Source organism: Mycobacterium sp. 20KCMC460, assembly GCF_022179425.1.
Classification (GTDB): Bacteria; Actinomycetota; Actinomycetes; order Mycobacteriales; family Mycobacteriaceae; genus Mycobacterium; species Mycobacterium kiyosense.
Genome location: NZ_AP025524.1, coordinates 6,155,320 through 6,180,521, shown reverse-complemented (window position 1 = coordinate 6,180,521; position 25,202 = coordinate 6,155,320). Strand labels below are relative to the sequence as shown.

Here is a 25,202-nt window from a genome sequence, read left to right as displayed (position 1 = left end):
ATCGTCGGGGACAGCCCGGCCGCCCAGCGAACGATTTGTGCACAGACCGTTCTTTCTCCACAAATCCGGTCGCGGCACTGGTGTGCTTCCCCGAGTGCCCGCACGGTAGAGATGTGACCAACTCTTCTCGTCCCGCGCGGGCCGGCGCCGGTGTGCTGGCAATGCTGGCGGAGCCGGAGCTGCGTGCGGAACTGGACCGCGTCGCCGCGGCCGTCGGCGTGCGGGTGGTCCATGTCGGCGGGCAGGTCAGCAGGAAGACCTGGTCAGCGGCAACAGCCGTGGTCCTGGACGCCCCCGCCGCCGAGTTGTGCGGTCGGGCCGGGCTGCCGCGGCGCACCCACGTCAGCGTATTGAGCGACGGCGCACCGGCGACGGCCACCTGGGCCGCGGCGGTCGCAGTCGGCGCGGAACTCGTCCTGCAAGTGCCTGCCCAAGAACAGGCGCTGGTCCGCGCATTGGCCGAAGCCGCCGAGTCGGCTCGCGAGCACAGCCTGCGCGGTCAGGCTGTCGCCGTCATCGGTGGCTGCGGGGCCGGCGGGGCATCGCTGTTCGCGGTCGCCCTGGCGCAGACGGCAGGCGAGGCGCTGCTGCTCGATCTCGATCCGTGGGGCGGTGGCATCGATCTGCTGACGGGCGGCGAGACCGCGCCCGGGCTGCGCTGGCCAGATCTGGCACTGCAGGGCGGCAGGCTGAGCTGGCCGTCCGTGCGCGAGGTGCTGCCGCGGCACGGCGGGGTGAGCATCCTGTCCGGCACCCGGCGGGGTGGTTACGAACTCGAGGCTGGGCCGGTCGATGCGATCGTCGAGGCCGGTCGCCGCGGTGGCGTCACCGTGGTCTGCGATCTCCCGCGCCGCCTGACCGAGGCGACGCACGTCGCGCTGGACGGCGTCGACCTCGTGGTGCTGGTCACCCGATGCGACGTCCGGGCCTGTGCTGCCACCGCGACCATCGTTCCCGTGCTGGCCGCGATCAACCCCAATGTCGGGCTGGTGGTGCGCGGGCCGTCGCCGGGAGGATTGCGTGCCGCGGAGGTCGCCGAGATCGCCGCCGTGCCGCTGTTGGCGTCGATGCGGGCCGAACCGCAATTGGCCGAACGGCTCGAGCGCGGTGGGTTGCGGATGGGCCGCCGCTCGGCACTGGCTTCGGCGTCCCGTCGTGTCCTCGGCGTATTGTCAAGTGGCCGAACGAGTTCGGGTGGTCGTGCGGCATGACCGGCTCGCTGATCGAACGTGTCCGTGAGCGGCTGGCCACCGAGGCCGGTCCACTGAAGCCCAGCCTGGTGGCCGAGGCGATTCGCGCCGAATCCGGTGGCATCCTCGGCGACACCGAAGTGTTGGCCAATCTCCGGTTATTGCAGACCGAACTGACCGGTGCCGGCATCCTGGACCCGCTGTTGGGTGCCGACGGCACCACCGACGTGTTAGTGACGGCGCCCGATGCCGTGTGGGTGGACGACGGAGAAGGGCTGCGGCGCAGCAACATTCGATTCACCGATGAGGCGGCCGTGCGACGGCTGGCGCAACGGCTGGCATTGGCCGCCGGCCGTAGGCTCGACGACGCCCAGCCCTGGGTGGACGGGCAGCTGAGCGGAATCGGGGCTAACGGGAGCACGGTGCGCCTGCACGCCGTGCTCCCGCCCGTGGCGAGCGCGGGTACCTGCCTGTCGTTGCGCGTATTGCGCCCGGCGACTCAAGGTCTGGCGGCGCTGAGGGCGGCGGGGGCGATCACACCCGAGGCCGGTGAACTGCTGGCCGGCGTCATCGCCGCGCGGCTCGCATTCCTGATCACCGGCGGCACCGGGGCGGGCAAGACCACGCTGCTGGCCGCGATGCTGGGCGCGGTCCCGCCGACCGAGCGGATCGTTTGTGTCGAGGACGCCGCCGAGCTGGCGCCGCGGCATCCGCATCTAGTCAAACTGGTCGCACGCTGCGCCAACGTCGAGGGCGTCGGCGAGGTGACGGTGCGCCAACTCGTCCGCCAGGCGCTGCGGATGCGGCCGGATCGGATCGTGGTGGGTGAGGTCCGGGGCGCCGAAGTAGTCGATCTGCTGGCCGCGCTGAACACCGGCCACGAGGGCGGCGCGGGCACCGTGCACGCCAACAGCCCGAGCGAGGTGCCGGCCCGGCTGGAGGCATTGGGCGCGCTGGGCGGCTTGGACCGCCCCGCCCTGCACAGCCAGCTCGCCGCGGCGGTACGGGTGCTGTTGCATGTCTGCCGCGACGGAGCCGGGCGCCGCCGGCTCGACCAGATCGCCGTGCTGCGCCGCGGCCGGGACGGTCACGTCCACGCGGTCACGGCGTGGCACGCCGAGGGCGGAAAGACCGATCAGGCCGGCGAGCTGCTTGCCCTGCTACCGACCGGGAGGTCGGCATGACCGGGCTGGTGTTGCTGGCTGTGGCTCTGCTGGTGGCACCCGGTTCGCCGCGGGGCCGGCTCGCTGCGGGTGGGTCCGGGCGACGGCGTCTCGCCGCGGATGCCGGGGCCGTCGGTTGGGGTTGTGTCGGCGTTGTCGCGGTCGCCCTGGCGGTGTTGCCCTTAACGACCGCGGTGGCGGGGGCGATGGCCGCCGCGACCGTGGCTGTGCGGGCGCTGCGGCGTCGGCGCAGCCGCAGTGCCGCAGCGGAGGGCAGGGCGCTGGAAGCCTCGCTCGAGGTGTTGGTCGGTGAGCTCCGGGTGGGCGCCCACCCGGTCCATGCGTTCGACGTCGCCGCCGACGAGAGCGGCGGCCCGGTTTCGCGCGCCATGCGGGCAGTCGCCGCGCGCGCCCGGCTGGGGGCCGATGTCCCGGCCGGTTTACGCGCCGCCGGGCAGACGTCGGCGCTGCCCGCGCAGTGGGAGCGCATCGCCGTGTTCTGGCAGCTTGCCGGCGAACACGGCCTGGCGATCAGCACGCTGATGCGGGCCGCGCAACGCGATGTCGCCGAGCGGCAGCGGTTTTCGGCGAAAGTCGTCTCGGGGCTGGCCGGCGCCCGCGCCACCGCCGCCATCCTGGCCGGCCTGCCGGTACTGGGCATGTTGCTCGGACAGCTGATCGGGGCCCAGCCGCTACGGTTCCTGTGCGGCGGGGGAGTAGGCGGTTGGTTTCTGGTGGCGGGCGTGGTGCTGCTGTGCTGCGGGCTGTTGTGGTCGGACCGGATCGGTGATCGGGTGGTGTCGGGATGACCCGGCGAGCGGGAGCCCACACATGAGCACCGCGGCATTGTTGCTGGCGGCGGCACTGTTGTTCGGTGCCGGTCCGGCGGTAGTGCGCGCACGCGCCGGAGCACACCCGCGCGTGAGCCGACAGCGGCCGCACCGATCGGCCCCGCCGGATCGGCTGGCGGTGGCAGCGAGCCTGGATGTGCTTGCCGTCTGTCTCGGCGCGGGTATGGCGGTGTCGACTGCGGCAGCGGCGGCGGCCGGTTCGGCGCCGACGGACATGGCGCAGGTCCTGCGCCGCGCCGCCGATCTGCTGGCGCTGGGTGCCCCCGCCGACGTCGCCTGGTCCAGGCCGGCCGATCTGGCCGGTGGGACTGCTGATGCGCAGATCGACGCCCTGCTGAGGTTGGCGCGGCGCTCGGCTTCGTCGGGGGCCGCGCTTGCCGACGGCGTCGCCGAACTGGCGGTCCAGTCCAGGCAGGAGTCCGCGCACGCGGCGGGCGCAGCCGCCGAGCGCGCGGGCGTCCTGATCGCCGGTCCGCTCGGCCTCTGCTTCCTGCCCGCCTTCGTAGGCCTGGGGATCGTCCCGGTGGTGGCCGGATTGGCCGGCCATGTCCTGCAGTCAGGTCTGTTGTGAGAAGGGAAGTGGTTGATGTTCAACATGTTTCGAGGATTCGCGGCACGCGTGGCAGTGCTGGCGACCGACGAGTCGGGGATGTCCACGGTCGAGTACGCCATCGGGACTATTGCCGCGGCGGCATTCGGTGCCATCCTCTACACCGTGGTGACCGGCGACTCCGTCGTTTCGGCGTTGAACCACATCATCGGGCGCGCGCTCAGCACCAAGGTCTAGTCGCCAGTGCTGGTTCGAGCACCGTCGAGGCCGCGTTGGCCATCGCTGCGCTGGTGGCGGTGCTGGTGCTGTGCCTGGCCGGTATTACGGCGGTGTCGATGCAGGTGCGCTGCGTGGACGCGGCTCGTGAGGCGGCGCGGTTGTCGGCCCGCGGCGACGGCGACGCTGCCGAGCAGGTTGCCCGCCGTATCGCTCCGGCCGGGGCGCAAGTCGTCGTTCGCCGTGACGGCGATCTGTGGATCGCCACCGTGGTGGCGCACTCGAAGTTGCTGCCTGCCTTGGATATTGCGGCCAGGGCGGTATCGGTCGCCGAGCCGCGATGAACGTGGCTCGGCGACGGTGTTCGCCGCTTTTCTGGTCGCCGGGCTGTTGTGTCTCACCGCCGCGGGCGTGTGCCTGGGGTCCGCTGTGGTGGCCCGGCACCGCGCCCAGGCCGCCGCCGACCTGGCCGCACTGGCCGGTGCCGAGCGCCTTCCGCAGGGCTACGCCGCGGCATGCGCAAGCGCGACATCGCTAGCTCGTCAGATGCGGGTCGGCGATGTCCGGTGCGCGGCGGACGATCTCGACATCGTCGTCACCGTCGAAGTGCCCGCCGTACTCGCCGGTGTTGCTCGCGCATCCGCGCGGGCGGGCCCGGTCAGGACGGGGCCGGGTACTGCACCGCGCCGGTGAGCCAGGCCGAACCGGGATCCCCGGTGCCGGTCGGCGCCATTTCCTTCCGTCGCCGATCAGCTACGCGCCGATGCCATCAGCTCGGGCCGGAGTCGGTCGGTACGTCCTGTGACCGCGCCCGGGAGACTTCCTCGTCGGTGGGCAGTCGCAGCGCGAGAAGACCGGCGTAGGTGTCGGGCTCGAGTTCGATCCGGTTGGCGGTCACATGCACCGGAACCCACTCGGTGTCGTTTCCGGGCAATCGCAGCACCCGACTGGTGGCCCCATCGGCGAATTCGGCTGTCATGGAAGCCATTAACTGCTCGTCATCGGGGTGAACCCGCTGCCTGTCGGAATCGGTGCCGCGCCAATCGTAGAACGGGGCCGGCTCATCGAGCCACTTCAGCAGCGTCCAGTTCTTCAGGTCGACGAGGGCGCGATGGACACCAGCTTGGGCGAGGCCATTGAGGATCCGCTGCGCGAGGTCGTCGGCGACCACCGCCGGCCCCTTGCGCTCCGTGCGCCAGTTCATCGCTCGGGCGACCAGATGGTCACGGCCGTCGGGCCCGGGCTCCACCGCGCTTCGTGCGGTGAACCCGATGCGGATCGGATTGCCCTGCCAGTCGGTGATATCCCAAGTGCTGCAAAGCGTCAGACCCGGCTCGGCTCGGACCGCCATGGCCAGCACCTTGGTTTCGTTCGGGTTGAGTTCCCGCGACGGCAAATCCTCGGCGAAGGCCCGGCCGTAGGTGACCTCGACCGCGGGGTTCTTGCCGCTGTTGGACAACGACTCGGGAGTGTCGGTGGCCACCCCGCGGGTCAGGTCCCACTTCAGCGGACCCGGGACGGGACGTTCGGGTGGGTCTTCGTCCGGCGGGCCACTCCACACGTGGACGCCGTGGATGCGTCCGTCGGACATGATCACCGGCTCGGTGCGGATTACGCGGTCGCTCTTCGGGGTGATGCTGGTCAGCGCCTGCCCGGTCTGCACCGACTCGGCGATCGCCGTTTTGACGGCGGCCAGATACGGGCTTCGGCGCAAAAACGTGGTGATCGGTACGAGATTCTTGAGCTGACGTCCCTGCGCGACGACGGCGGGTTCGTCGCCCAGCGTCTCCACGAGCAACCAGTCGTGGCCCATAGCGGCAGTTTACTGATCGCGAGTCGGTAGCTTGACGGGGCGGGTCCGTCGGTCGGTCCAACCCTTCGCATTGATGTGGTCCGGCTGCCACAAACCCCGCCGGGGCCGGTGACAGCCGAATCGCCTTGTGCACCAAACAGATTCGGCGGCTAACCGGGCGCCGGTGCGATCGGGGAAGCGCAGTGCGCGGCGATGTGCGGCGGCGGGATCGACCCGTGAGTCAAATCCGTTGTCCCCGTTGCAGGAAAGGTCTGCCGACGTCGGCTAGTTAAGTGAAGCGGTAGGCTTTCAACGGTAGCGCAACAATCGGAGTCTTCTCAGAGGGCGCTTGTCATACCGTCAGACGGATTCGCGCACGGCGACTTTCGTGAATCGCGGCGCAATGTGTTGCAATTGGCGCTTACTGCCGGGTAGGTTTCTGCTGCACTCGCGATGATTCGCAGAATGCGACGGATTGTGTGTCGTCCGACCGTCGCCAAGCGTGTCCGTGGAGGTCGACCGTTCGAGGGGTCGGTCGCCCATCCAACGGATCACAGCACGGATCTCGTGACCCGGTTCGCTACGGATGCGATCTTTCCGGCTCTGAATGTGTTGTGCTGCAGCACATTCAGTCGTCCGGGGAGATCTCATGCCGGTGAATCGAGGCGCCTGCGTTCCGGTGCCGAACACGCAGTGGCAATACGGAGCGTGTCCTGCGTCTGCGGTGAAGTGAGCAACACCCCGACGCCCGTCCCCGCGCTGACCCGGCCGCTCCCGCCGGCCCGGGCACGACGTTCGCCGCCTTGGAGTAGCCGGCTCAGGATTCCGCCGGAACCGCCCGCTGCGGCGCTGCCCATGCCTGCGCTACCCGCCACCACGGCTCGGCTGGGGCCGAGCAGCAGTCCGCCGCTGCCGCCGCCGGCGACGACTGGACCGGTTTCGGCGGACGCTGCGCCCGATGCGGCCCGATCGGTGCCCGTAGGTGCGGCGGTCTGGCCGGGCGCACTGCGCTCAGCCGCGACGGAGCGAAAGGTCCCGACGTACTCGCAGGCGGGGCCGGCGGCGGACCCGGTTTTTGCGATGTCGACGTTGCCGATCGACGAGGCGTTGGCCGACTCGGCGGAGGCATACGCGTTCGCGCTCGACTCGATCGCCCGTGCGAATTGGGCGTGGAAGTTCGCGGCCTGCTCACTGAGGGTCTGATAGGTCTGCGCGTGAACGGAGAACAGGGCTGCTACGGCGGCGGACACCTGGTCCCCGGCCGCGGCGAGTACGGCGGTGGTGGGTGCCGCAGCCAGGGCGTTGGCAGCGCTGATCGTCGCACCGATGCCGGTGACATTCGCGGCGGCGGTACTGATGGCGCCGGGGACTGCGCTGACAAGCGACAAACGACACCTCCGAATCGATGCTCGACAGACTCGGCCAGTGTCTGATGGCCGTGCGCGGCGCGGACGGCTACGTTGCACCGTAAACGGAATTCCGCCGGAAGGGAATATCCGTTTTCCGCAAAATTCTCCGGGTGCGACTGCGGTCAGGAGAGGCCGTCGTGCCCGTCCTGGCCGGCTAGCTTTCCGCCGTCGCCGCCCGCGCCGGGGGCCCCGGTGGTGACGCCTATCCCGCCGTTGCCGCCGTTGCCGCCGTCGCCGAACCAGACCGCGCCGCCGCCGGCCCCTCCGTCGCCACCGTGCCCGTTGACGTAGTTCGGGTTGCCGCGCCGCCGGCGCCGCCGGCGCCGCCGGCCAGGCCAGCGTGCCGCCGTTGCCGCCGGATCCGCCGGCGCCGCCCGCCGCCCCGAGGTAGCTGAATCCGCCGGCTGCGCCGGCGCCGCCGCTGCCGATCAGCCCGGCGTCTCCGCCGAGCCGCCGGCCCTGCCGGCGGCGGTGAACGCGTTTCCGCCGAAGCCCCCGGCGCCGGCGCCGCCGAACAGTCGCGCGCCATTGCCACCGTCGCCGCCGGCGCCGCCACCGGGCCCGGACACGCCGAGCGCACCGATCGTCGATCCGCCGGCACCACCGGATCCGCCGCTGCCGAACAGCAGCCCGGCGTTGCCGCCATCGCCACCGGCGCCGGCGGCGTTATTGGCACCGGCACCTCCGAACCCGCCCGCGCCGCCCGAGCCACCTAGCGGTCCGGCGTTGCCGCCGACCCCTCCGGCCCCGCCACGGCCGTCCATGCCGAACCCGCCGTCGCCGCCGGCGCCACCGCTGATGCCGAACAGGCCCGCCGATCCGCCCGCACCGCCGGCCCCCGCGACCGGCCCACCGATGGAGGTTCCGCCGACCCCGCCGGCACCCCCGGCGCCGAACAAGCCGCCGCTGCCGCCGGCACCGCCCGCGCCGCCACCCCCGTTCAAAGCGCCGCCGCCCATTCCGCCGCCACCGCCGTCGCCGGCCAGCAAGCCGCCCCTTCCGCCGGTGCCGCCGCCACCGCCGGTCCCCGTTCCCTGCATCGTTCCGGCGCCGCCACCGCCTCCGGTGCCGAAGAGGCCGGCGGCGCCGCCGTTGCCGCCGTGGCCACCGCTGCCGCCTTCGGCAGCAGCCCCGGCGCCACCGTCGCCGAGCAGCCAGCCACCCGCCTTGCCGTCTGCGCCCGTGCCGAAGGCGCCGGGATCGCCATTGCCGATCAGTGGCCGTCCGGTCAGCGACTCGACGGGTGCATTGATCGCGTTGAGCAACTGTTGCTGGGCAACGTGCAACGGGTTGGTTCCGCTGGTCGGCGCGTTATACCCGTCCAAGCCCAGCAATGTCCCCGAGATACCGCCGGAGCCGATCGTCGAACCCAGCCCGCCGTTGCCACCGTTGCCGACCAGCACTGCGCTGCCGCCGGCACCACCGGAGCTGGGTCCACCCTCGCCGCCGGCGCCACCGGCGCCGCCGTTGCCGAACAACAGCCCGCCGCGGCCGCCGGAGCCGCCGTCACCACCCGTGCCGGGACCACCGACATGGGGGCCGGAGCAGTATCCACCGGCGCCGCCGGTTCCGCCGAAGCCCAACAGTCCGGCGTCGCCGCCCGCTCCGCCGGCGCCGGCATCGTCGTAGTAGCTGAACCCGCCCGCTCCGCCGCCACCGCCGTTGGAGAACAGCAGCCCCGCCTTTCCGCCCACCCCGCCTTCGCCTCCGGTGCCGTAGAAGGCGGCGCCGCCGGTGCCGCCCGCGCCGCCGTTGCCGTACAGCGATCCCCCGCTGCCACCGTTTCCGCCGACACCACCGCTGGCGCCGTATCCGCCGGCACCGCCTGCGCCGCCGGCGCCGACGAAGTGTCCACCGCCGCCCCCGGCACCCCCGGTGCCTCCGCTGATCTGGCCGGATCCGCCGCCGCCGCCGTTGCCGCCACCCCCGCCGACCAGGCCGGACAGCAGCCCGCCGGTGCCACCCGCACCGCCTGTCCCGCCGACGCCGATGTTGCCGTCGGTGCCGTCGCCGCCGGTGCCACCGATACCCCCGGAACCCAACAGCCCGCCCGATCCACCGGACCCGCCGGCGCCACCGACGGTGCCCGCCGCACCGAGGCCGCCGGCTCCGCCACTACCCCACAGCCAGCCGCCGGCTCCGCCGGTCCCGCCGGCTCCGCCTGCGTTACCGGTGGCGGTGCCGCCGGCCCCGCCGGCGCCCCCCGAGCCGATCAGTCCGGCGGCTCCGCCGTTGCCGCCCCGCTGGCCGGTGCCCGCGGCCCCGGAGCCGCCCGCCCCGCCGTTGCCCAACAACCAGCCGCCGTCGCCGCCGTTAGCGCCGCTACCAGGGGCGGCGTTGGCGCCGTTGCCGATCAGCGGCCGTCCGGTCGCCGCCTGGATGGGCGCGTTGACCGCGTCCAGCGCTGTCTGCAGCGGCGAGACGTTGGCGGCTTCGGCGGCGGCGTAGGCGCCCGCCCCAGAGCCCAGGATCCGGGCGAACTGGTCGTGAAACGCCAGCGCCTGGGCGCTCAGCTGCTGATAAGCCTGCCCGTGCGCGGAGAACAGCGCTGCCATCGCTGCCGACACTTGATCGGCACCCGCGGCCAACACGGACGTGGTCGGGAGCGCGGCCGCCGCATTGGCCGACTGCAGCGTCGAACCGATACCCACGACATCCGATGCCGCCGCTACCAGTGCCTCCGGAGTGGTCATCAAGTACGACATGGGTTGCATCCTCTTCGCGTCAGCGGGATTCGGTGATCGAGGCGGTTCGCCCCTTTTTCACCGTGGTCCATATGGGTCCGCGGGACCTTCGCCCGAACGCGCGATTCGGAGGATGAAATCTCCTCCCCCGGCTGGGGGAGCGGAAACGATGGCTTTCGCCTCAGTGCGGGCCCAGCGCCGCGAGCACCAGGCGCAGCACGCGCACCGCACCGGCCTTGTCCAGCGGATCGTTTCCGTTGCCGCACTTGGGAGACTGCACACAGGACGGGCATCCGCTCGGGCATTCGCAGGCCTCGATGGCCGCGGCCGTGGCGCCCAGCCAGACGCGCGCCTGGTGGAATCCGCGTTCGGCGAACCCGGCCCCGCCCGGATGGCCGTCGTAGACGAAGACGGTGGGCAGGCCGTCGGGCCCGAGCGCGGTGGACAACCCGCCGATGTCGCCGCGGTCGCAGCTGGCGACCAACGGCAATAACCCGATAGCCGCATGTTCGGCGGCATGCAACGAACCCGCAACGGCGGTCGGTTCGATTCCGTTGCGGTCCAGTGCTTCCGGATCGATCGTGTACATCACCGCGACGGTGGGCAGGGAACTCTGCGGCATGCTGAGCTCGACGAAGTCGATCACTTCACCGTCGGTGCGGCGACGCAGGTAGCCCACCACCTGGTGAGTGACGGTCACCGGGACCAGACCCAGCGTGACGGGCCCGAACGACGAACGTTCCCCCGCGCCGGACACGGCGATGTCGGTGATCTCCCGCGCGAACGTGGCGTATCCGGGATCCTCGGCGTGGACGAAGGCGATGCCCTCCTCGAGGTCCAGGGAGTCGACGACATAGCTTTCGCCCTGATGCAGATATACCGCTCCAGGATGAATCGAGGCCGGGGCCTGCCCGGCCCCGGTACTGCCCAGCAGTCGTCCGGTGTCGGCTTCGACGATGACGATCTGGCCTCCGATGGATCCCCGGATATCCACTGCGCCATGAGGATCCACACCGGGGGCGGGAAAGTATTTGCCGCCGCGGCGTTTCAGCAGACCGTCATCGACCAAGCCGTCCGCGACGTCCACCGCGTCCAGCGCTCGGACCTCGGCCTCGTCCAGCGGTAGTTCTGTTGCTGCGCAAAGCAATTGCGGACCCAGGAGGTACGGGTTGCGCGGGTCGATCACCACCCGTTCCACGGGCTTGCCCAGCAATGCCGCGGGGTGATGGACCAGGTAGGTGTCCAGCGGATCGTCGCGGGCGACCAGCACCACCAGCGCGCCCTGACCGCGCCGGCCCGCCCGGCCGGCCTGCTGCCAGAACGAGGCGACCGTGCCCGGGAACCCGGCCAGTACGACGGCATCCAACCCGGCGATGTCGACGCCCAGCTCCAGGGCGTTGGTGGTGGCCAGGCCGCGCAGCCGGCCTTCGGCCAGCGCGTGCTCGAGCGCATTGCGGTCCTCGCTGAGGTAGCCCGCCCGATACGACGCCACCAACCCCGACAACTGCGGCGCCACCTCGTCCAGCCGCGCCCGCGCTGCCAGCGCCGTCAGCTCCGCGCCCCGCCGCGACCGCACGAAGGTCAACGTCTGGGCACCTTCGACGATCAGGTCGGCCATGATTCGCGCCGCCTCGGCGCCGGCCGATCGCCGCACCGGGGCGCCGTGCTCGCCGAGAAGATCGGTGCGCAGCGCCGGCTCCCACAACGCGACGGTCCGCCCGCCCTGCGGCGAGCCGTCGTCGAGCACTTCGGCGACCTGCTGCCCGATCAACTCGGTTGCCGTCGCGCCGGGGGAGTCCGTGGTGGCGCTGGCGAAGATCACCGTCGGATAGCAGGAGTAGCGGGCACACAGCCGCAGCAGCCGCCGCAGCACCATCGCCACGTTGGAGCCGAAAACACCGCGGTAGTAATGGCATTCGTCGACGATTACGAAGCGCAACCCGCGTAGCAACACCGCCCAGCGGGCATGGTTGCGCAGGATGGACAGGTGGATCATGTCGGGATTGGAAAACAGCCACCGCGACCGTTCCCGGGCGAAGCGGCGCACTTCGGCGGGGCTGTCGCCGTCATAGGCGGTGGGCGCCACGTCGGCGAGTTCAGCACCGGCGACCAGGGCATGTGCCGTGCGCAGCTGGTCGTGGCCCAACGCCTTGGTCGGCGACAGGTACAGCACCCGGGCGCGCGGGTCGCCTGCCAGCGCGGACAGCACCGGCAGTTGGTAGGCCAGGGACTTGCCCGACGCGGTGCCGGTGCTGATCACCACGTGGCGGCCGGCGTGCCCGAGTTCGGCCGCCTGCAGCTGATGGGACCAGGGGGCTCGGATGCCGCGATCGGTGAACGCGCGAACGACCCCGGGCGGAACCCAGTGCGGCCAATCACCCGGCCGGCCCGACCTGGGCGGCAGCTCGGCGACGTGGCGCAGCGGCCGTTCCCCGGGCGCGGTACCGGCGAGCGCGGCGGCGAGTAGCTCGCTGCCGAAACTGGCCATCGCCTGCCTTCCTGGTGTGCTGGTGGGGCCGCTAGGTGACACCGACGTAAATTGCGCCTCCGTTCGGCGATCTACGCAGCCAACAAGGCTGTCGCGGACGCGACGAACGTGGTTGACTAATTGCGGTCGTAGCTTCTGTGTTCGTGTCAAACTTTCGCAGGATCGACGTTGCGATCGCGGTTCCTGCGAGGTTATCTGTCGGGTGAAGTTCCGGCGACTCCGCTAGGTATGGCGGTCGCAACGGGCCCGGGGCACCGAAAGGCGGCGCCCCGCACCCAGAAAGTAAAGGAAAGATCGAGAAATGCCACAGGGAACTGTGAAGTGGTTCAACGCGGAGAAGGGGTTCGGCTTCATCGCCCCCGAGGACGGTTCCGCAGATGTGTTTGTCCACTACACGGAGATCCAGGGAACGGGCTTCCGCACCCTCGAAGAGAACCAGAAGGTCGAGTTTGAGATCGGCCATAGCCCCAAGGGCCCCCAGGCCACCGGAGTCCGCTCCCTTTAAACCGGGCAGATTCTGACGCAACCCCCCGGCGCCGCTCCGCTTCTGCGGGAACCGCCCGGGGGGTTTTCGTCGCTCCGGCGCCTTTCACCGCCGCGCCGGATAAGGAGCAGCGGCCGACCGGCTTGCTGGCCTACTGTCTGTGGCGTGAGCCAGCTTTCCTTCTTCGCCGCGGAATCGGTGCCGCCCGCGGTCGAGGATCTGTGCGGGCTGCTGGCCGCGCCGGGCCAGATCGTGACCGTCGGCGCCGGCGCGAGGCTGTCGGTGGTGGTGGAGCAGTCATGGCGCGCCGCCGCATTGGCCGAGATGATCACCGAAGCCGGTCTGGTACCCGAGATCACCCGGACCGACGAAGATCACCCGTTGGTGCGGACGGCGGTGGATCCGCGGTTGCGTGGTATCGCCAAGGAGTGGACGCGCGGCGCGGTCAAGACGGTTCCGCCGCGCTGGCTGCCCGGGCCGCGGGAGTTGCGGGCGTGGACGCTGGCGGCGGGCAGCGTCGAGGCGGACCGGTATCTGCTCGGTCTGGACCCGCACGCGCCCGACACTCATTCGCCGCTGGCGTCGGCTCTGATGCGGGTCGGAATCGCACCCACCCTGATCGGCACTCGGGGCGCCCGCCCAGCGCTTCGGATCAGTGGCCGGCGCAGGCTATCGCGCCTGGTAGAGAACGTTGGGGACGCTCCCGACGACCCCGAGGCCGCCGACCAGTGGCCCCGGGTCTGAGGGGCCGCCGCCGTGCGTCCCGGGGTCAGCCGGTTTGCGCAGGCCCGCCTATTGGTGCGAAATTGTCAGTTGCCCGCGAGGAGAGGTACGGCGGCGTACCGTCTTTTCCCTGTGGGGCGGCTCCGCCAGGGGGCCGAAGTAGGAGATGGAGCGTAAGCGCAGGTGGCTGACGGGGGCCCCGAGAGGGCGAGCAGCGGCAGGAACGGGAGCACCCGGCGACTCGTGATCGTGGAGTCGCCCACCAAGGCGCGCAAACTCGCCGGTTACCTGGGGTCCAACTACATCGTCGAGTCGTCCCGCGGCCACATCCGCGACCTCCCCCGAGCCGCCGCCGACGTGCCGGCCAAGTACAAATCAGAGCCGTGGGCACGCCTCGGCGTCAACGTCGATCACGACTTCGAGCCGCTGTACATCATCAGCCCGGAGAAGAAGAGCACCGTCACCGAGCTCAAAGGCCTGCTCAAGGACGTCGACGAGCTCTATCTGGCCACGGATGGTGACCGTGAGGGCGAGGCGATCGCCTGGCATCTGATGGAGACCCTAAAACCTCGGGTGCCGGTCAAGCGGATGGTGTTCCACGAGATCACCGAGCCGGCCATCCTGGAAGCCGCCGAGAACCCCCGCGACCTGGACATCGACCTGGTCGACGCGCAGGAGACCCGGCGCATCCTGGACCGGCTGTACGGCTACGAGGTCAGCCCGGTGCTGTGGAAGAAGGTCGCGCCCAAGCTGTCGGCCGGCCGGGTGCAGTCGGTCGCGACCCGCATCATCGTGCAGCGCGAACGCGACCGGATGGCGTTCCGCAGTGCCTCCTACTGGGACATCCTGGCCAGGCTGGACGCCAGCGTCTCCGACCCCAAGGCCACGCCGCCTACCTTCAATGCCCGGCTGACCAACGTCGACGGGTTGCGGGTGGCCACCGGCCGGGACTTCGACTCGCTCGGCGTGCTCCGCAAGGCCGAGGAGGTGACCGTCCTGGACGAGGCCGGCGCCACCGAGCTGGCCAACGGCCTGCAGGGCGCGCAGCTGACCGTGGCGTCGGTGGAGGAGAAGCCCTACACCCGGCGGCCGTACCCGCCGTTCATGACCTCGACGCTGCAGCAGGAGGCGGGACGCAAACTGCGGTTCTCCTCCGAGCGCACCATGAGCATCGCCCAGCGGCTCTACGAGAACGGCTACATCACTTATATGCGTACCGACTCCACGACGCTGTCGGAGTCGGCCATCAACGCCGCACGCAACCAGGCGCGCCAGCTCTACGGCGACGAGTACGTCTCACCCTCGCCGCGCCAGTACACCCGCAAGGTGAAGAACGCTCAGGAGGCGCACGAGGCCATCCGGCCCGCGGGCGAGACGTTCGCCACCCCGGACGCGGTGCGCCGCGAGCTCGACGGTGACGAGTTCCGGCTCTACGAGCTGATCTGGCAGCGCACGGTGGCCTCGCAGATGGCCGACGCGCGGGGCACCACGCTGAGCCTGCGGATCGCCGGCGAATCGAACGGTCGGCAGGTGGTGTTCTCGGCTAGCGGTCGGACCATCACTTTTGCCGGGTTCCTCAAGGCGTATGTGGAAACCGTGGACGAGCTGGCCGGCGGCGAGGCCGACGACGCCGAGAGCCGGCTGCCGCAGCTGACCGAGGGGCAGCGGCTCGATGCCATCGAGCTGACCCCGGACGGTCACGCCACCAACCCGCCCGCGCGCTACACCGAGGCCTCGCTGGTCAAGGCGCTGGAGGAGTTGGGCATCGGGCGCCCGTCGACGTACTCGTCGATCATCAAGACGATCCAGGACCGCGGCTACGTGTACAAGAAGGGCAGCGCCCTGGTGCCGTCCTGGGTGGCGTTCGCTGTAATCGGCTTGCTGGAACAGCATTTCGGCCGTTTGGTGGATTACGACTTCACCGCCGCGATGGAGGACGAGCTCGATGCCATCGCCTCGGGCAACGAGCGACGTACCAACTGGCTCAACAACTTCTACTTCGGCGGCGACCACGGGGTACCCGACTCGGTGGCCCGCTCCGGCGGGCTGAAGAAGCTGGTCGGCGTCAACCTGGAAGGTATCGACGCCCGAGAAGTCAACTCCATCAAGGTTTTCGACGACGCCGAGGGCCGCCCGGTCTATGTGCGGGTCGGCAAGAACGGGCCGTACCTGGAACGCACCGTGATCGGCGAGGACGGCGAGCCCACCCCGCAGCGCGCCAACCTGAACGACTCGCTGACCCCCGACGAGCTGACTTTGGCTGTGGCGGAAGAGCTTTTCGCCACACCGCAGGAGGGCCGGGTGTTGGGTGTGGATCCCGAGACGGGTCACGAGATCGTCGCCAAGGACGGCCGGTACGGACCCTACGTGACCGAGATCCTGCCCAAACCCGAAGACGACGGCGGCGACGGGTCGGCGGCCAAGAAGGGCAAGAAGCCGACCGGTCCCAAGCCGCGCACCGGCTCGCTGCTGCGCAGCATGGATCTGCAGACGGTCACGCTGGAGGACGCGCTGAAGCTGCTGTCGCTGCCCCGGGTGGTCGGGGTGGATCCCGCCAGCGGCGAGGAGATCACCGCGCAGAACGGTCGTTACGGCCCATACCTCAAGCGCGGCACCGACTCTCGGTCGCTGGCCACCGAGGATCAGATGTTCACCATCACCCTCGATGAGGCGCTGAAGATCTACTCCGAGCCCAAACGCTCTGGGCGGCAAGCCGCTTCGGCGCCGCCACTGCGCGAGCTGGGCACCGACCCGGCGTCGGGTAAGCCGATGGTGATCAAGGACGGCCGGTTCGGCCCCTACGTCACCGACGGTGAGACCAACGCCAGCCTGCGCAAGGGTGACGACGTGCTGTCGATCACCGACGCGCGCGCTTCTGAGCTGCTGGCCGATCGGCGGGCACGTGGTCCGGTGAAGCGGACCGCGAAGAAGACCACCCGCAAGGCCCCGGCGAAGAAGGCCCCGGCCAAGAAGGCTGCCAAGCGCAGCTGATCTCTGCGGAGCGCGCGTGGGTGACGCGGCTGCGATTTCAGGCGAGATTCTTCGCCGGGGCGTTACGCTCGCGCTCGGGTTCCTGGTTCGACGGCTTCTCGTCGGGAGCGGCCAGATTCAGCGGACGCGCCAACTGGGTGGGTGCGGTGCGACCGCGTAGCTCGACCACTTCGCCCACGTCCCAGCACAGCGCTTCGGCGTCCAGCGCGCCACTGACCGCGATCGCCGAGGCCAGCACGTGGCCCTCTTCCAGCTTGGCCAGCTCGGTCAGCCGGGCCGCCTCGTTGACGGGGTCGCCGATCACGGTGTACTCGAATCGCGCCTGGGCGCCGATGTGGCCGGCGATCGCCCGGCCGGCGGACACTCCGATCCCGAATTCGGCGTTGCCCAGCACCGGGATGAGCTCGTCGTGCAGTTCACGTGCCGCTGCCAGCGCCGCGCCCGCGCCGTCGGGGTGTTCGATGGGTGCGCCGAAAATGGCCAGCGCGGCGTCGCCCTGGAACTTGTTGACGAACCCGCCGAAGCGGCCGACGGTCTCCACCACGACCCGGAAGAACTCGTTGAGCAGGTGGACCACCTCGGCCGGAGGTCGGGTCGCGGCCAACTGGGTGGAACCCACCAGGTCCACGAACAGCACCGCGACGTCGCGTTCCTGGCCCCCCAGCTCGGTGCCTCGCTCCAACGCGCGGCGGGCCACGTCCTCACCCACGTAACGGCCGAACAGATCGCGCAGGCGCTGCCGCTCGGACAGTTCGCGGACCATGTCGTTGAAGCCGGCCTGCAGCAGGCCCAGCTCGCTGGCGTCGTAGATCTGCATGTGGGCGTTGTAGTTGCCGCGCTGCACCTCCGAGAGCGCCCAGCGCAGCTGGCGCAGCGGGTCGGCGATCGACATCGATACCAATAACGTGCTGGTCGCGCCGATGCCCAGCGCTGCCAATGCCAGCAACAGGATCGGGTTGAACAGCACGTTCGGCGTGGTGTGCAGCAGGGAGATCTTGTCGGAGATCACGGCCAGCACGATCGCCAGCAGTGGCACCGCGGTGGACAACACCCAGGTCAGCATCAGCCGCAGGATGACGCCGGGGGCGCGCACGTTCTCCGGCACACCGCTGCGCAGCGCCGCCACTGCCACCGGCCGCAACACGCGTTCGGACTGCAGGTAGCCGATGATCGCGGTAGCGGTGGCGCCCAGTGCGCTGGCGACCATCACCACCGGAGCGGCGTGGCGGGCCACCGACCAGCTGGCGATGAGGAACACGATGCCGCCGAGCGCCCAGGACGCGACCGTGGTGACGGTCCGGTAGAACGGCATCCGCAGCGCGCGGGTGCGGGCCAACTCGGTGGTGGACGGATCGGCTTCGACCAGCAGGTTGTCCCGGCGCTGCCAGCGGAAGACCGGCACCAGCAGTTTGAGGTTCCAGGCGAATCCGGCGAGGAACAGCAGGATCACCGCGCAGACGAAGATCACCACGTTGACCGTCGGCAAGTCCTGCAGCAGGATCCGGTCGTTGGGCGGCAGGCCGTAACGCAGGAACCCGAGGACGAACAGGCCGCCGATGATGTCGGCCTGCAGCATGCTCAGCGAGAAGACGGGCCAGGGAGTGCGCACGACCCATCGGACGAATGCGCTGATTCGCCGGGGGAGAGGTGCTGCCGTGGTCATCGAAACCACCGTATCGGTCGGCGGGGACTCGTCGGAAACTTAAATGTGCCTCGGCAAGTCGCCCACCGGGGGCGAATGAGCAGGAAAGATCACAAAATTGTCGCGAATCGGACGCTGATCGGTCTCCGTCGGGGGTGCTCACTACTGTTGCCGTTGATGACAGGGGTGTTTACGCGGCTGGTAGGCCAGCACGTGGTGGAGGCCGAGCTGCTTGCTGCAGCCCGGGCGGCCCGTGCTGCCGGGGGGAGTGATTCGCCTCACGCCACCCCGGGCTTCGGGAATATGACACACGCCTGGCTGATCACCGGGCCGCCGGGGTCGGGTCGGTCGGTGGCGGCGTTGTGCTTTGCGGCGGCCCTGCAGTGCACCTCCGACGACGACCCCGGCTGCGGGACCTGCCGGGCCTGTACGACGACGATGGCCGGCACCCACGCCGACGTGCGCCGGGTGATTCCCGAAGGCCTGTCGATCGGTGTGGACGAGATGCGCGGCATCGTGCAGATCGCGTCGCGGCGCCCGACCACCGGCCAGCACCAGATCGTGGTCGTCGAGGACGCCGACCGGTTGACCGAGGGCGCCGCGAACGCATTGCTGAAGGTGGTCGAGGAGCCGCCACCGTCGACGGTCTTCCTGCTCTGCGCGCCGTCGGTGGACCCCGAGGACATCGCGATCACGCTGCGGTCCCGGTGCCGGCACGTCGCGCTGGTGACGCCGTCCAACGAGGCGATCGCGCAGGTGCTGATCGACGGCGACGGGCTGGACGCCGAGACGGCGCACTGGGCGGCGTCGGTCAGCGGTGGTCATGTCGGGCGGGCGCGCCGGCTGGCCACCGACGCCGAAGCCCGGCAACGGCGGCAGCAGGCGCTGGAGCTGGTTCGCGATGCCGCGCGGCCGTCGCGGGCGTTTCTGGCGGCCGAGGAGCTGGTCGCCGCAGCTGAGGCCGAAGCCGTGGCGCTGACGGCTGGGCGCGCCGAAGCCGAGACCGAGGAGCTGCGTACCGCTCTGGGGGCGGGTGGTACGGGAAAGGGGGCCGCTGGGGCGGTGCGAGGCTCGGCCGGTGCCATCAAGGACCTGGAGCGCCGGCAGAAATCCCGGCAGACCCGCGCCTCGCGCGATGCCCTGGACCGCGCGCTGATCGACCTGGCCTCGTATTTCCGTGACGCGGTGCTGGTGTCTTCCGGCGCCGCGGGGGTGCGGCCCAACCACCCGGACATGGCCGAGCGGGTGGGTTCGCTGGCCGCGCACGCCAGCCCGGAACGGTTGCTGCGTTGTGTGGAGGCGGTGCTGGAATGCCGCGAGGCACTGGCGATCAATGTCAAACCCAAGTTCGCCGTGGACGCGATGGTGGCCACCATCGGGCAGGAACTGCGGTAGTGGACTTGGGTGTGGCGGTGGGGCTGCCGTAGACTCGGGCCGCCCGAGAAGAGGGCAGGCAGGCCGCCTTAGCTCAGTCGGTAGAGCGATTCACTCGTAATGAATAGGTCAGGAGTTCGATTCTCCTAGGCGGCTCCATCTACCAGCGCAAATGCACTCACACTGGGGTGCTGGACCCGTCGGAATCCGGTCCACTTGATACTTTCCTGATACTTTCAGCCGCCACCTTCCCGGAGGCGAATTTGTCTAGCGTGTTCCGTACATCCGGGCCGCGGGTGTGACGCTGCAAATAGTGCGCTTCGGTAGTGGCCAGCTTCGAGTGGCTCAGCTGCTGCTGCGCCAACGCCGGCCCCAAGTCATCACGGACCACCGTCGCCACCGTGCGGCGAAACGAGTGCGGCGTGACCCATCGAAGATCGTCCGGCAATGCGGTCCGTAGCGCCCGTCGTAGATTGCACAGCGACATCCATCCGCCGTCACGGTTGGCGAACACCGGCCCCGTCGGGCCAGTCTCGCCAAGCAGCGCCGTGAACGCCTCGACGCCGAATCGGGGGAGTACCACGGTGTGCTCCGGCGCATCACCCTTGCGGGCTTCCTGACGGTGCAGCCCCTTGCCAGGGATCCGCTGGTGGTCGACCAGGGTGCCCGAAATTGTCACAGTCGGCGGGTCCGCGAGCAGATCGACATCTGACCACCGCAATGCCAGCACCTCACTGGGACGGGCGCCGGTCGCGGCCAACACTTCGATGAATGCCGGCAGCAGTCGACCGGGCTTCGGGCCGGCATGCCCGTCACGGCTCACGTACGCGCCGACAGCGGCCCGCACTCGCTCGAACTCGGCGGGTGTCATCGCGCGGGCTGGTTTCCTGTGCAACTTCGCCGTCTTGGTCTCCAAGATGGGATTCACCGCCAGGATGTCAAAGCGCACGGCCAACGAGAACATGCCGCGCAGAATGATCCGCAGATAGCCGGCCTGAGATGAAGTGGTCGCGGCAACGGCCTGAATATGCGCGTTGGCCCGCGACGTCGGAAGCTCAGTCACCCGCAGCGCGCCCAACTGGCCGACGCCATACTTCCCCCAGATCTGGCGGTACTGACCGGCCGTCTGCGGCTTAATGCCATCCTCGAATGTCTTGCCCTCAATCCACACCTCGAACAACTCTCCGAGCGTCGTCCTGTCGGTAACGAGCTGCCCCGACAGTGGAGACCGCCGTTTAGTCAAGTGTCGCTGGAGGTTCCGCCGAGCATCCTCGACCGATTTTTCGCTAGACCGCTCCACGCGCCGCCGTACACCATCCGGGTCACGCACATAGGTAGAGGCGAAATACTTTCCACCGCTGACTCTCTCAGTGATCCGGCCGTGCTCACCAGGTTCCATCCGCTGCCTAGGCATCGAACTCACCGTTCACCAGTCGGCCGTAGGTATGTAGCAGTTCTTCCCGTCGAGACTCGAGAAACTTGATTCGCTCTCGGGTCTGCTTGACGTTCTTCTCCTCTTGCTCCCGCATGCCGGCAACCATCGAAAGACTTCCAGCCTCTTCCAGCTCGAGTCCACGCTCACTTTGAAACAAGTTGTGGCGCTGCGCTTTCAGAGCCACCTCGTTCGTCACTAGTGCAAGTGCAAGTTCAATCGCCGAAGCGTCTTGCCCGAGGTGATCGCCGGTTCCCGTGAACCAGCCTAAGGCGTCTACCCCGGCCACGACGTTGCCGGGGAACAACTCGACGTCTTCGCGAATATCCGGGAACAGCAGTGCTAGCGGCGGCAGGCCGAGCGCCCCGGCAAGGCCAACTAGCTCGCCAACCGTGATATCGCGTTCGCCGGATTCGAGCTTCGGTATTGCAACACGGTGGACCGGCCGCTTGATCTCCCTCGTTCGATCCGACAGGGAGTTGAACTTGAGTCGGGCGCGTATCCGCTGCCTCTTGATTTCTTGCCCGATCTGCTCGGCCCAATTTGTCGACATGGCGACATTCTGCCACGTCGTCTTGTCGCGTCCGCGTCAGTCCGTGTAGTGTTGCGGACACGACAGTTTTTGTCGCGATCACGACATAAGGGAAGGCGATGAACAAGAACAACGACCATAGGCAAGTCGGACAACGACTCGGCGTGGGCCGCAGCGCGGTCTTCAATCTGTGGGCATCAGGGGAGCTCGAGTCGGTGACGATAGGCCGCCGACGCTTCTCTACCGACCGCCAGCTCGAGGAGTATCTGGCTCGCCTTGAACAGGCTAGCGGCGGTGACGCCGCCTAATGAACCCCTTCAATAGCGAAGCGGCCCCCGTAATCCCAGATGCGCCAACACCTGGCGGGAGCCGCTGCAACCCTCCATCCACCAGAGAACAGAAAGGCCCCATCATCATGACACAACCAATTGCCGACGACGACCCGTTCGCGGGCGCTCCTGAGCTCGTCCGCTGTGACCACTGCGGCCGATACGGCTGGCATGAAACGTCCCGCTGCCCAGAAGCCCCGCTGTCAGACCAGCTGCGCGCCGCGGCCGACGCCATTGAGAAGGTCAACGCGTGTTGCGAAACATGGTGCACCGACCCTGGTGACCACCCCGGTGACCCAGCGTGCTGGGGCGCCGACTACTACGTGAATCTGACCATGGAGGACGGCTACCCGCACGGTGCGCTGCCGGGCTTGGAGGGCCACTTCGACCCTCCGAGAATCGGTGTCAATCCCTACCGCCGTACGCCCGGCTGGCGCAGCTGCGTCTATCTGCATCTTTACCGTCCCAGTGAGAACAAATACCTCGACCTGGACATTAACTTGCAGGTGACCGCGGACGAGGCGCGCCAGCTCGCCGCTCACCTGATCGCAGTCGCTGATGAGATCGACGGCGGTGTGCGATGACCGGCCTCGAGGTCAAGCGGTTCGAACTACCGACGCTGCCCACACCGACATCCGGGGATAACCCGATCTTTCTGTGGGACACCTACGCCGAGGTGAGCGCTGAGGAAATCACGGCGGTCGTGCGCCGCTTCGCGTACTGGGACGAAAAGGACAACAAGCCAATGGAAGTCGGGTTCGAGGCCTACATCGACGGGTTGCCGGACACCTGCGGCGTCGCTGATGTCGTGGCCACCCATCCCGATGTGTTCTCTGACCTCGCTGCCGTGTCAGCGAATGTGGCCACGCTGTTGGAAGAATGCCGGTTCCTCGCCACTGGCGGTATCTGTCTGTTCTGCAACGACAGCAAGGAGGTCCGACTCACCACGGGCAGGTGGAATTACACCGCACCGTGCCCTGAGTGCGTCGGAGAGCAGGAGTTCCTCGCGGAGCGGATCGACGGCGACCACGTCATCATTGGCCCCGCCGTGAAGTGGCCTCCCCAGTGACCGACTCGCAAGAGGTAAGAGGCCGGCCCTTCGGGGCCGGTCCTCCACCATCCCAGCAGCGCGCCTGGTGGCCGGTCCACGAATTCCTCGAAGCCGTTGTACAGCAGGCGAACTACGGCCCCATCCCGGCCGCCGGTACACCGCCGTGGTGCGCCCTGGCCGACGGCGACCCCCGCAAGCTGCTGGCTGTGGCCATCGACGGCGAGCACCACGTGCTGCGCGTCGAGACCGCCCAGGAGGCAGCGGCCGATGCATCGAAAGCCGTTGCTGCAGCTGCGGACTGGCCGGCGGTCGCCCGCGAGATCCGCAGCCGCGCTGGGGCTTACATACGGAGGTCGGCTTGACGATCGAACACAGTCTCAAGCTCACGCGCCTCTCCGACGTCCAGGCGGAACGGGTCGAATGGTTGTGGCAGGACCGGCTTCCGCTGGGCAAGCCCGTCACCCTTGACGGAGACCCCGGCTTGGGTAAGTCCACACTGGCGCTCGACATGACCGCCACGGTCACGACCGGCGGGCAATGGCCGACTGGGGATATCTGTCAGCACCCCGGTGATGTTCTTCTGCTGTCAGCCGAGGACGGCCTGGCGGATACGACACGTCCACGACTGGATGCCGCCGGTGCTGACGTCGGTCGTGTTCATGCAATTGAAGGCAAGACGCTCATCGATCCCGAGAGCGGCGAACGCTACTTGCGTCCGTTGTCGTTGGCCGATGTTGTGGATCTTGACGCCGCAATGGCCGCCACCGACGCCCGGTTGTTGATCGTCGACGTTCTCATGGCGTTCCTTCCAGCCGGAACTGATGCGCACAAGGACCAAGACGTTCGCAGGGTTCTATCGGCGCTGGGCGCGGCCGCCGACCGCAACCGCTGCACTGTGCTCTTGCTGCGGCATCTGAATAAAGCCAAGGGCGGTGACCCGATGTATCGCGGTGGTGGGTCAATCGGAATCGTCGGTGCTGCCCGAGCCGGCCTGCTGGTGGCCGCGGACCCCAACAACCCGATGCAGCGGGTGCTGGCATGCGTGAAGTCCAACCTCGGCGTCATGCCGCAATCTCTGGCGTACCGCTTGGTCGATAGCCCAGAGCATGGCGTAGCCCATGTCGAGTGGCTCGGCACCACTCACCACGACGCACGGGGTTTGCTCGCTACGCCCGAATCCGAAGAGGACAGCGACGAACGGACCGCTGCCGAGAACTGGCTGCAGGACTACCTGACCGCGAACGGCCCTACGGCATCGAAGCGGGTGAAGAACGATGCCGCCAAGGAACGGTTCAGCGAGGCCACCCTCAAACGAGCAAAGAAGAAACTCGGCATCGAAGACCGCTCGTCAGGGTTCCCACGGACCTCGACGTGGTACCTGCCCAGTCAGCTCAGCGCACCCCCCGTCTCTCAAAAACGTGAGCCAACTGAGCCAACTGGGTCCGACCAGCACAAACACAATGAGCCGACTGGGCCGATTTCCCAGTCAGCTCACGCCGGGGAGAGTGAGCCGACTGCTGATCCAACTGTCAATTGCGCCGCGTGCGGGCAACGCCTGATCGCTCCCGATTCCGTCGAGCGTGGCTATTGCGAAGGGTGCCGACGGCAGCAGCAGCAAACCCGCGGCCGGATTACCGAGGCCACGGTCACAGACCTTGACTCTCGCAGGTCGCACGAACCTGCCAAGCCGAAGGTGTCGTGCCGGATCTGGTTCGACAACTACATTGCCGAGCTGCGCGCTGCCGGTCACACCACCATCGAATCGTTTGCTGTCCGCGAAGCCGGCGAACGGGCAGGGTTCAAGAAAGGCAGCATCGCCACAGCGGCGAGCGCCCATCCAGACGTCCGAGTTATCGAAGTCAAGGCCGGCGTCACCACCTGGTCGTTGACGGGCGACAGCGACGGCTACGTGACCGCCGGGGACTGGGTTCTCGCCTACATCGACGCCCTACCCGCTGGAACGGAAGTTCTCGATCCCGGCGCGCTGCAACAGGCTGCACAGGGCGCGGGTTACAGCTGGGACGCCGTTCGGCACGCCGCGGTCAAGTGCGACCGAGTCGACAGCCGCCCCGTGGTTGGCAACGCGAAAAATGCGCGGGTCTGGCACATCGTGGATCCCGCCGAAGAGGAGAACGCCGGATGAACGTGCAGTTGGCCGACTTGCTCGACGTAATCGCTGGGGCACCAAGCCTTCCCGGCGCTCGCTGCCGAGGCCGCCACCACCTCTTCGACGCGGCGGCACGTGGTGAGCATCCCGACGTCGTCACCCAGCGCCACACCCAGGCTGTCGGCCTCTGCCAA

The 25,202-nt window shown here is 69.0% G+C and carries 22 protein-coding genes, 1 tRNA gene and 1 pseudogene; 17 read left to right on the top strand and 7 right to left on the bottom strand.

Translation table 11 applies throughout. The features are described 5' to 3' along the window. The first annotated feature begins 161 nt into the window (after positions 1 to 161). From ssd to MKCMC460_RS28540, 7 genes are read left to right on the top strand one after another with little or no spacing between them, the layout of a single operon-like run. Positions 162 to 1,211, top strand: a complete 1,050-nt coding sequence (gene ssd, locus MKCMC460_RS28570; RefSeq protein ID WP_236984455.1) for a septum site-determining protein Ssd — start codon at positions 162 to 164, stop codon at positions 1,209 to 1,211. After that, complete coding sequence (locus tag MKCMC460_RS28565; RefSeq protein ID WP_238305131.1) at positions 1,208 to 2,374, top strand: TadA family conjugal transfer-associated ATPase; 1,167 nt, start codon at positions 1,208 to 1,210, stop codon at positions 2,372 to 2,374. The genes ssd and MKCMC460_RS28565 overlap by 4 nt, the downstream gene beginning before the upstream one ends. After that, the gene (locus MKCMC460_RS28560) at positions 2,371 to 3,162 is read left to right on the top strand and encodes a type II secretion system F family protein (protein WP_238305130.1); all 792 of its coding nucleotides are present in this window, start codon (positions 2,371 to 2,373) and stop codon (positions 3,160 to 3,162) included. Before MKCMC460_RS28565 ends, MKCMC460_RS28560 begins: the two co-directional genes overlap by 4 nt. 22 nt (positions 3,163 to 3,184) lie before the next feature. Then, positions 3,185 to 3,775: a type II secretion system F family protein gene (locus tag MKCMC460_RS28555; RefSeq protein WP_236978623.1), complete on the top strand. Its 591-nt coding sequence runs from the start codon at positions 3,185 to 3,187 to the stop codon at positions 3,773 to 3,775. Positions 3,776 to 3,790: 15 nt separating this feature from the next. After that, positions 3,791 to 3,991 (top strand): DUF4244 domain-containing protein, encoded by a 201-nt coding sequence (locus MKCMC460_RS28550; RefSeq protein ID WP_236978620.1) that lies wholly within the window; start codon positions 3,791 to 3,793, stop codon positions 3,989 to 3,991. 35 nt (positions 3,992 to 4,026) lie between these two features. Continuing rightward, a complete protein-coding gene (locus MKCMC460_RS28545; protein WP_370653044.1) occupies positions 4,027 to 4,314 on the top strand; it encodes a TadE family type IV pilus minor pilin in 288 nt (95 codons plus the stop codon). Between the two features lie 16 nt (positions 4,315 to 4,330). Beyond that, positions 4,331 to 4,663, top strand: coding sequence for an Rv3654c family TadE-like protein (locus MKCMC460_RS28540; RefSeq protein ID WP_236978619.1), 333 nt, complete (start codon positions 4,331 to 4,333; stop codon positions 4,661 to 4,663). Between the two features lie 76 nt (positions 4,664 to 4,739). Here the strand turns inward: MKCMC460_RS28540 and MKCMC460_RS28535 are convergent, their stop codons facing one another. From MKCMC460_RS28535 to MKCMC460_RS28520, 4 genes are all read right to left on the bottom strand, one after another. Further along, entirely contained in the window at positions 4,740 to 5,783 is a 1,044-nt protein-coding gene (locus tag MKCMC460_RS28535; RefSeq protein WP_236978618.1) for a PAS domain-containing protein, read from the bottom strand. Positions 5,784 to 6,409: 626 nt separating this feature from the next. After that, entirely contained in the window at positions 6,410 to 7,150 is a 741-nt protein-coding gene (locus MKCMC460_RS31950; RefSeq protein WP_370653043.1) for a PE family protein, read from the bottom strand. Between the two features lie 449 nt (positions 7,151 to 7,599). Next, a complete protein-coding gene (locus MKCMC460_RS28525; RefSeq protein ID WP_238305129.1) occupies positions 7,600 to 9,876 on the bottom strand; it encodes a PE family protein in 2,277 nt (758 codons plus the stop codon). Positions 9,877 to 10,036: 160 nt separating this feature from the next. Next, positions 10,037 to 12,343 (bottom strand): DEAD/DEAH box helicase, encoded by a 2,307-nt coding sequence (locus MKCMC460_RS28520; protein ID WP_236978617.1) that lies wholly within the window; start codon positions 12,341 to 12,343, stop codon positions 10,037 to 10,039. Between the two features lie 301 nt (positions 12,344 to 12,644). Between MKCMC460_RS28520 and cspA the strand changes: the two genes are divergently transcribed. The 3 genes from cspA to topA all read left to right on the top strand — a co-directional run bounded on the left by cspA (position 12,645) and on the right by topA (position 16,541). Continuing rightward, positions 12,645 to 12,848, top strand: coding sequence for a cold shock protein CspA (cspA, locus tag MKCMC460_RS28515; RefSeq protein ID WP_003419650.1), 204 nt, complete (start codon positions 12,645 to 12,647; stop codon positions 12,846 to 12,848). Between the two features lie 144 nt (positions 12,849 to 12,992). Beyond that, positions 12,993 to 13,571 carry a hypothetical protein gene (locus tag MKCMC460_RS28510; RefSeq protein ID WP_236978616.1) on the top strand — a complete coding sequence of 193 codons (579 nt, stop codon included), beginning with the start codon at positions 12,993 to 12,995 and terminating at the stop codon, positions 13,569 to 13,571. A gap of 162 nt (positions 13,572 to 13,733) precedes the next feature. Further along, entirely contained in the window at positions 13,734 to 16,541 is a 2,808-nt protein-coding gene (topA, locus tag MKCMC460_RS28505) for a type I DNA topoisomerase (protein WP_236978614.1), read from the top strand. 37 nt (positions 16,542 to 16,578) lie between these two features. Here the strand turns inward: topA and MKCMC460_RS28500 are convergent. Next, positions 16,579 to 18,259, bottom strand: a pseudogene (locus MKCMC460_RS28500) (adenylate/guanylate cyclase domain-containing protein); the annotation flags it as partial. Between the two features lie 101 nt (positions 18,260 to 18,360). Between MKCMC460_RS28500 and MKCMC460_RS28495 the strand changes: the two are divergent. Both MKCMC460_RS28495 and MKCMC460_RS28490 read left to right on the top strand, forming a co-directional pair. Continuing rightward, positions 18,361 to 19,578, top strand: coding sequence for a DNA polymerase III subunit delta' (locus MKCMC460_RS28495; RefSeq protein WP_238305128.1), 1,218 nt, complete (start codon positions 18,361 to 18,363; stop codon positions 19,576 to 19,578). A gap of 62 nt (positions 19,579 to 19,640) precedes the next feature. After that, positions 19,641 to 19,716, top strand: a tRNA-Thr gene (locus MKCMC460_RS28490). Positions 19,717 to 19,735: 19 nt separating this feature from the next. On the opposite strand, the gene MKCMC460_RS28485 is transcribed toward MKCMC460_RS28490, so the two are convergent. Beyond that, on the bottom strand, positions 19,736 to 20,971 hold the full coding sequence (locus MKCMC460_RS28485) for a tyrosine-type recombinase/integrase (RefSeq protein ID WP_236978613.1): 1,236 nt from the start codon (positions 20,969 to 20,971) through the stop codon (positions 19,736 to 19,738). Continuing rightward, on the bottom strand, positions 20,964 to 21,542 hold the full coding sequence (locus MKCMC460_RS28480) for a hypothetical protein (protein WP_236978611.1): 579 nt from the start codon (positions 21,540 to 21,542) through the stop codon (positions 20,964 to 20,966). Before MKCMC460_RS28480 ends, MKCMC460_RS28485 begins: the two co-directional genes overlap by 8 nt. A 98-nt stretch (positions 21,543 to 21,640) precedes the next feature. Here MKCMC460_RS28480 and MKCMC460_RS28475 point away from each other — a divergent pair, with 98 nt between their 5' ends. The 5 genes from MKCMC460_RS28475 (at position 21,641) to MKCMC460_RS28455 (ending at position 25,044) form a co-directional block, all read left to right on the top strand. After that, positions 21,641 to 21,829 carry a hypothetical protein gene (locus MKCMC460_RS28475; protein WP_236978608.1) on the top strand — a complete coding sequence of 63 codons (189 nt, stop codon included), beginning with the start codon at positions 21,641 to 21,643 and terminating at the stop codon, positions 21,827 to 21,829. Positions 21,830 to 21,936: 107 nt separating this feature from the next. Then, positions 21,937 to 22,434: a hypothetical protein gene (locus MKCMC460_RS28470; RefSeq protein WP_236978607.1), complete on the top strand. Its 498-nt coding sequence runs from the start codon at positions 21,937 to 21,939 to the stop codon at positions 22,432 to 22,434. After that, the gene (locus tag MKCMC460_RS28465; RefSeq protein ID WP_236978606.1) at positions 22,431 to 22,919 is read left to right on the top strand and encodes a hypothetical protein; all 489 of its coding nucleotides are present in this window, start codon (positions 22,431 to 22,433) and stop codon (positions 22,917 to 22,919) included. Before MKCMC460_RS28470 ends, MKCMC460_RS28465 begins: the two co-directional genes overlap by 4 nt. After that, a complete protein-coding gene (locus MKCMC460_RS28460) occupies positions 22,916 to 23,263 on the top strand; it encodes a DUF2742 domain-containing protein (protein WP_236978605.1) in 348 nt (115 codons plus the stop codon). The genes MKCMC460_RS28465 and MKCMC460_RS28460 overlap by 4 nt, the downstream gene beginning before the upstream one ends. Beyond that, complete coding sequence (locus MKCMC460_RS28455) at positions 23,260 to 25,044, top strand: AAA family ATPase (protein WP_236978604.1); 1,785 nt, start codon at positions 23,260 to 23,262, stop codon at positions 25,042 to 25,044. Before MKCMC460_RS28460 ends, MKCMC460_RS28455 begins: the two co-directional genes overlap by 4 nt. Positions 25,045 to 25,202: the final 158 nt, after the last annotated feature.

What these genes read in the sequence shown, in the direction of transcription:
- MKCMC460_RS28520 (WP_236978617.1), bottom strand. Translation starts at nt 12,343, where the DNA reads ATGGCCAGTTTCGGCAGCGAGCTACTCGCCGCCGCGCTCGCCGGTACC.
- MKCMC460_RS28485 (WP_236978613.1), bottom strand. Translation starts at nt 20,971, where the DNA reads ATGCCTAGGCAGCGGATGGAACCTGGTGAGCACGGCCGGATCACTGAG.
- MKCMC460_RS28465 (WP_236978606.1), top strand. Translation starts at nt 22,431, where the DNA reads ATGACCGGCCTCGAGGTCAAGCGGTTCGAACTACCGACGCTGCCCACA.
- MKCMC460_RS28565 (WP_238305131.1), top strand. Translation starts at nt 1,208, where the DNA reads ATGACCGGCTCGCTGATCGAACGTGTCCGTGAGCGGCTGGCCACCGAG.
- MKCMC460_RS28550 (WP_236978620.1), top strand. Translation starts at nt 3,791, where the DNA reads ATGTTCAACATGTTTCGAGGATTCGCGGCACGCGTGGCAGTGCTGGCG.
- MKCMC460_RS28560 (WP_238305130.1), top strand. Translation starts at nt 2,371, where the DNA reads ATGACCGGGCTGGTGTTGCTGGCTGTGGCTCTGCTGGTGGCACCCGGT.
- MKCMC460_RS28470 (WP_236978607.1), top strand. Translation starts at nt 21,937, where the DNA reads ATGACACAACCAATTGCCGACGACGACCCGTTCGCGGGCGCTCCTGAG.
- cspA (WP_003419650.1), top strand. Translation starts at nt 12,645, where the DNA reads ATGCCACAGGGAACTGTGAAGTGGTTCAACGCGGAGAAGGGGTTCGGC.
- MKCMC460_RS28495 (WP_238305128.1), top strand. Translation starts at nt 18,361, where the DNA reads ATGACAGGGGTGTTTACGCGGCTGGTAGGCCAGCACGTGGTGGAGGCC.
- MKCMC460_RS28480 (WP_236978611.1), bottom strand. Translation starts at nt 21,542, where the DNA reads ATGTCGACAAATTGGGCCGAGCAGATCGGGCAAGAAATCAAGAGGCAG.
- MKCMC460_RS28525 (WP_238305129.1), bottom strand. Translation starts at nt 9,876, where the DNA reads ATGTCGTACTTGATGACCACTCCGGAGGCACTGGTAGCGGCGGCATCG.
- ssd (WP_236984455.1), top strand. Translation starts at nt 162, where the DNA reads ATGCTGGCGGAGCCGGAGCTGCGTGCGGAACTGGACCGCGTCGCCGCG.
- MKCMC460_RS28475 (WP_236978608.1), top strand. Translation starts at nt 21,641, where the DNA reads ATGAACAAGAACAACGACCATAGGCAAGTCGGACAACGACTCGGCGTG.
- MKCMC460_RS28555 (WP_236978623.1), top strand. Translation starts at nt 3,185, where the DNA reads ATGAGCACCGCGGCATTGTTGCTGGCGGCGGCACTGTTGTTCGGTGCC.
- MKCMC460_RS28535 (WP_236978618.1), bottom strand. Translation starts at nt 5,783, where the DNA reads ATGGGCCACGACTGGTTGCTCGTGGAGACGCTGGGCGACGAACCCGCC.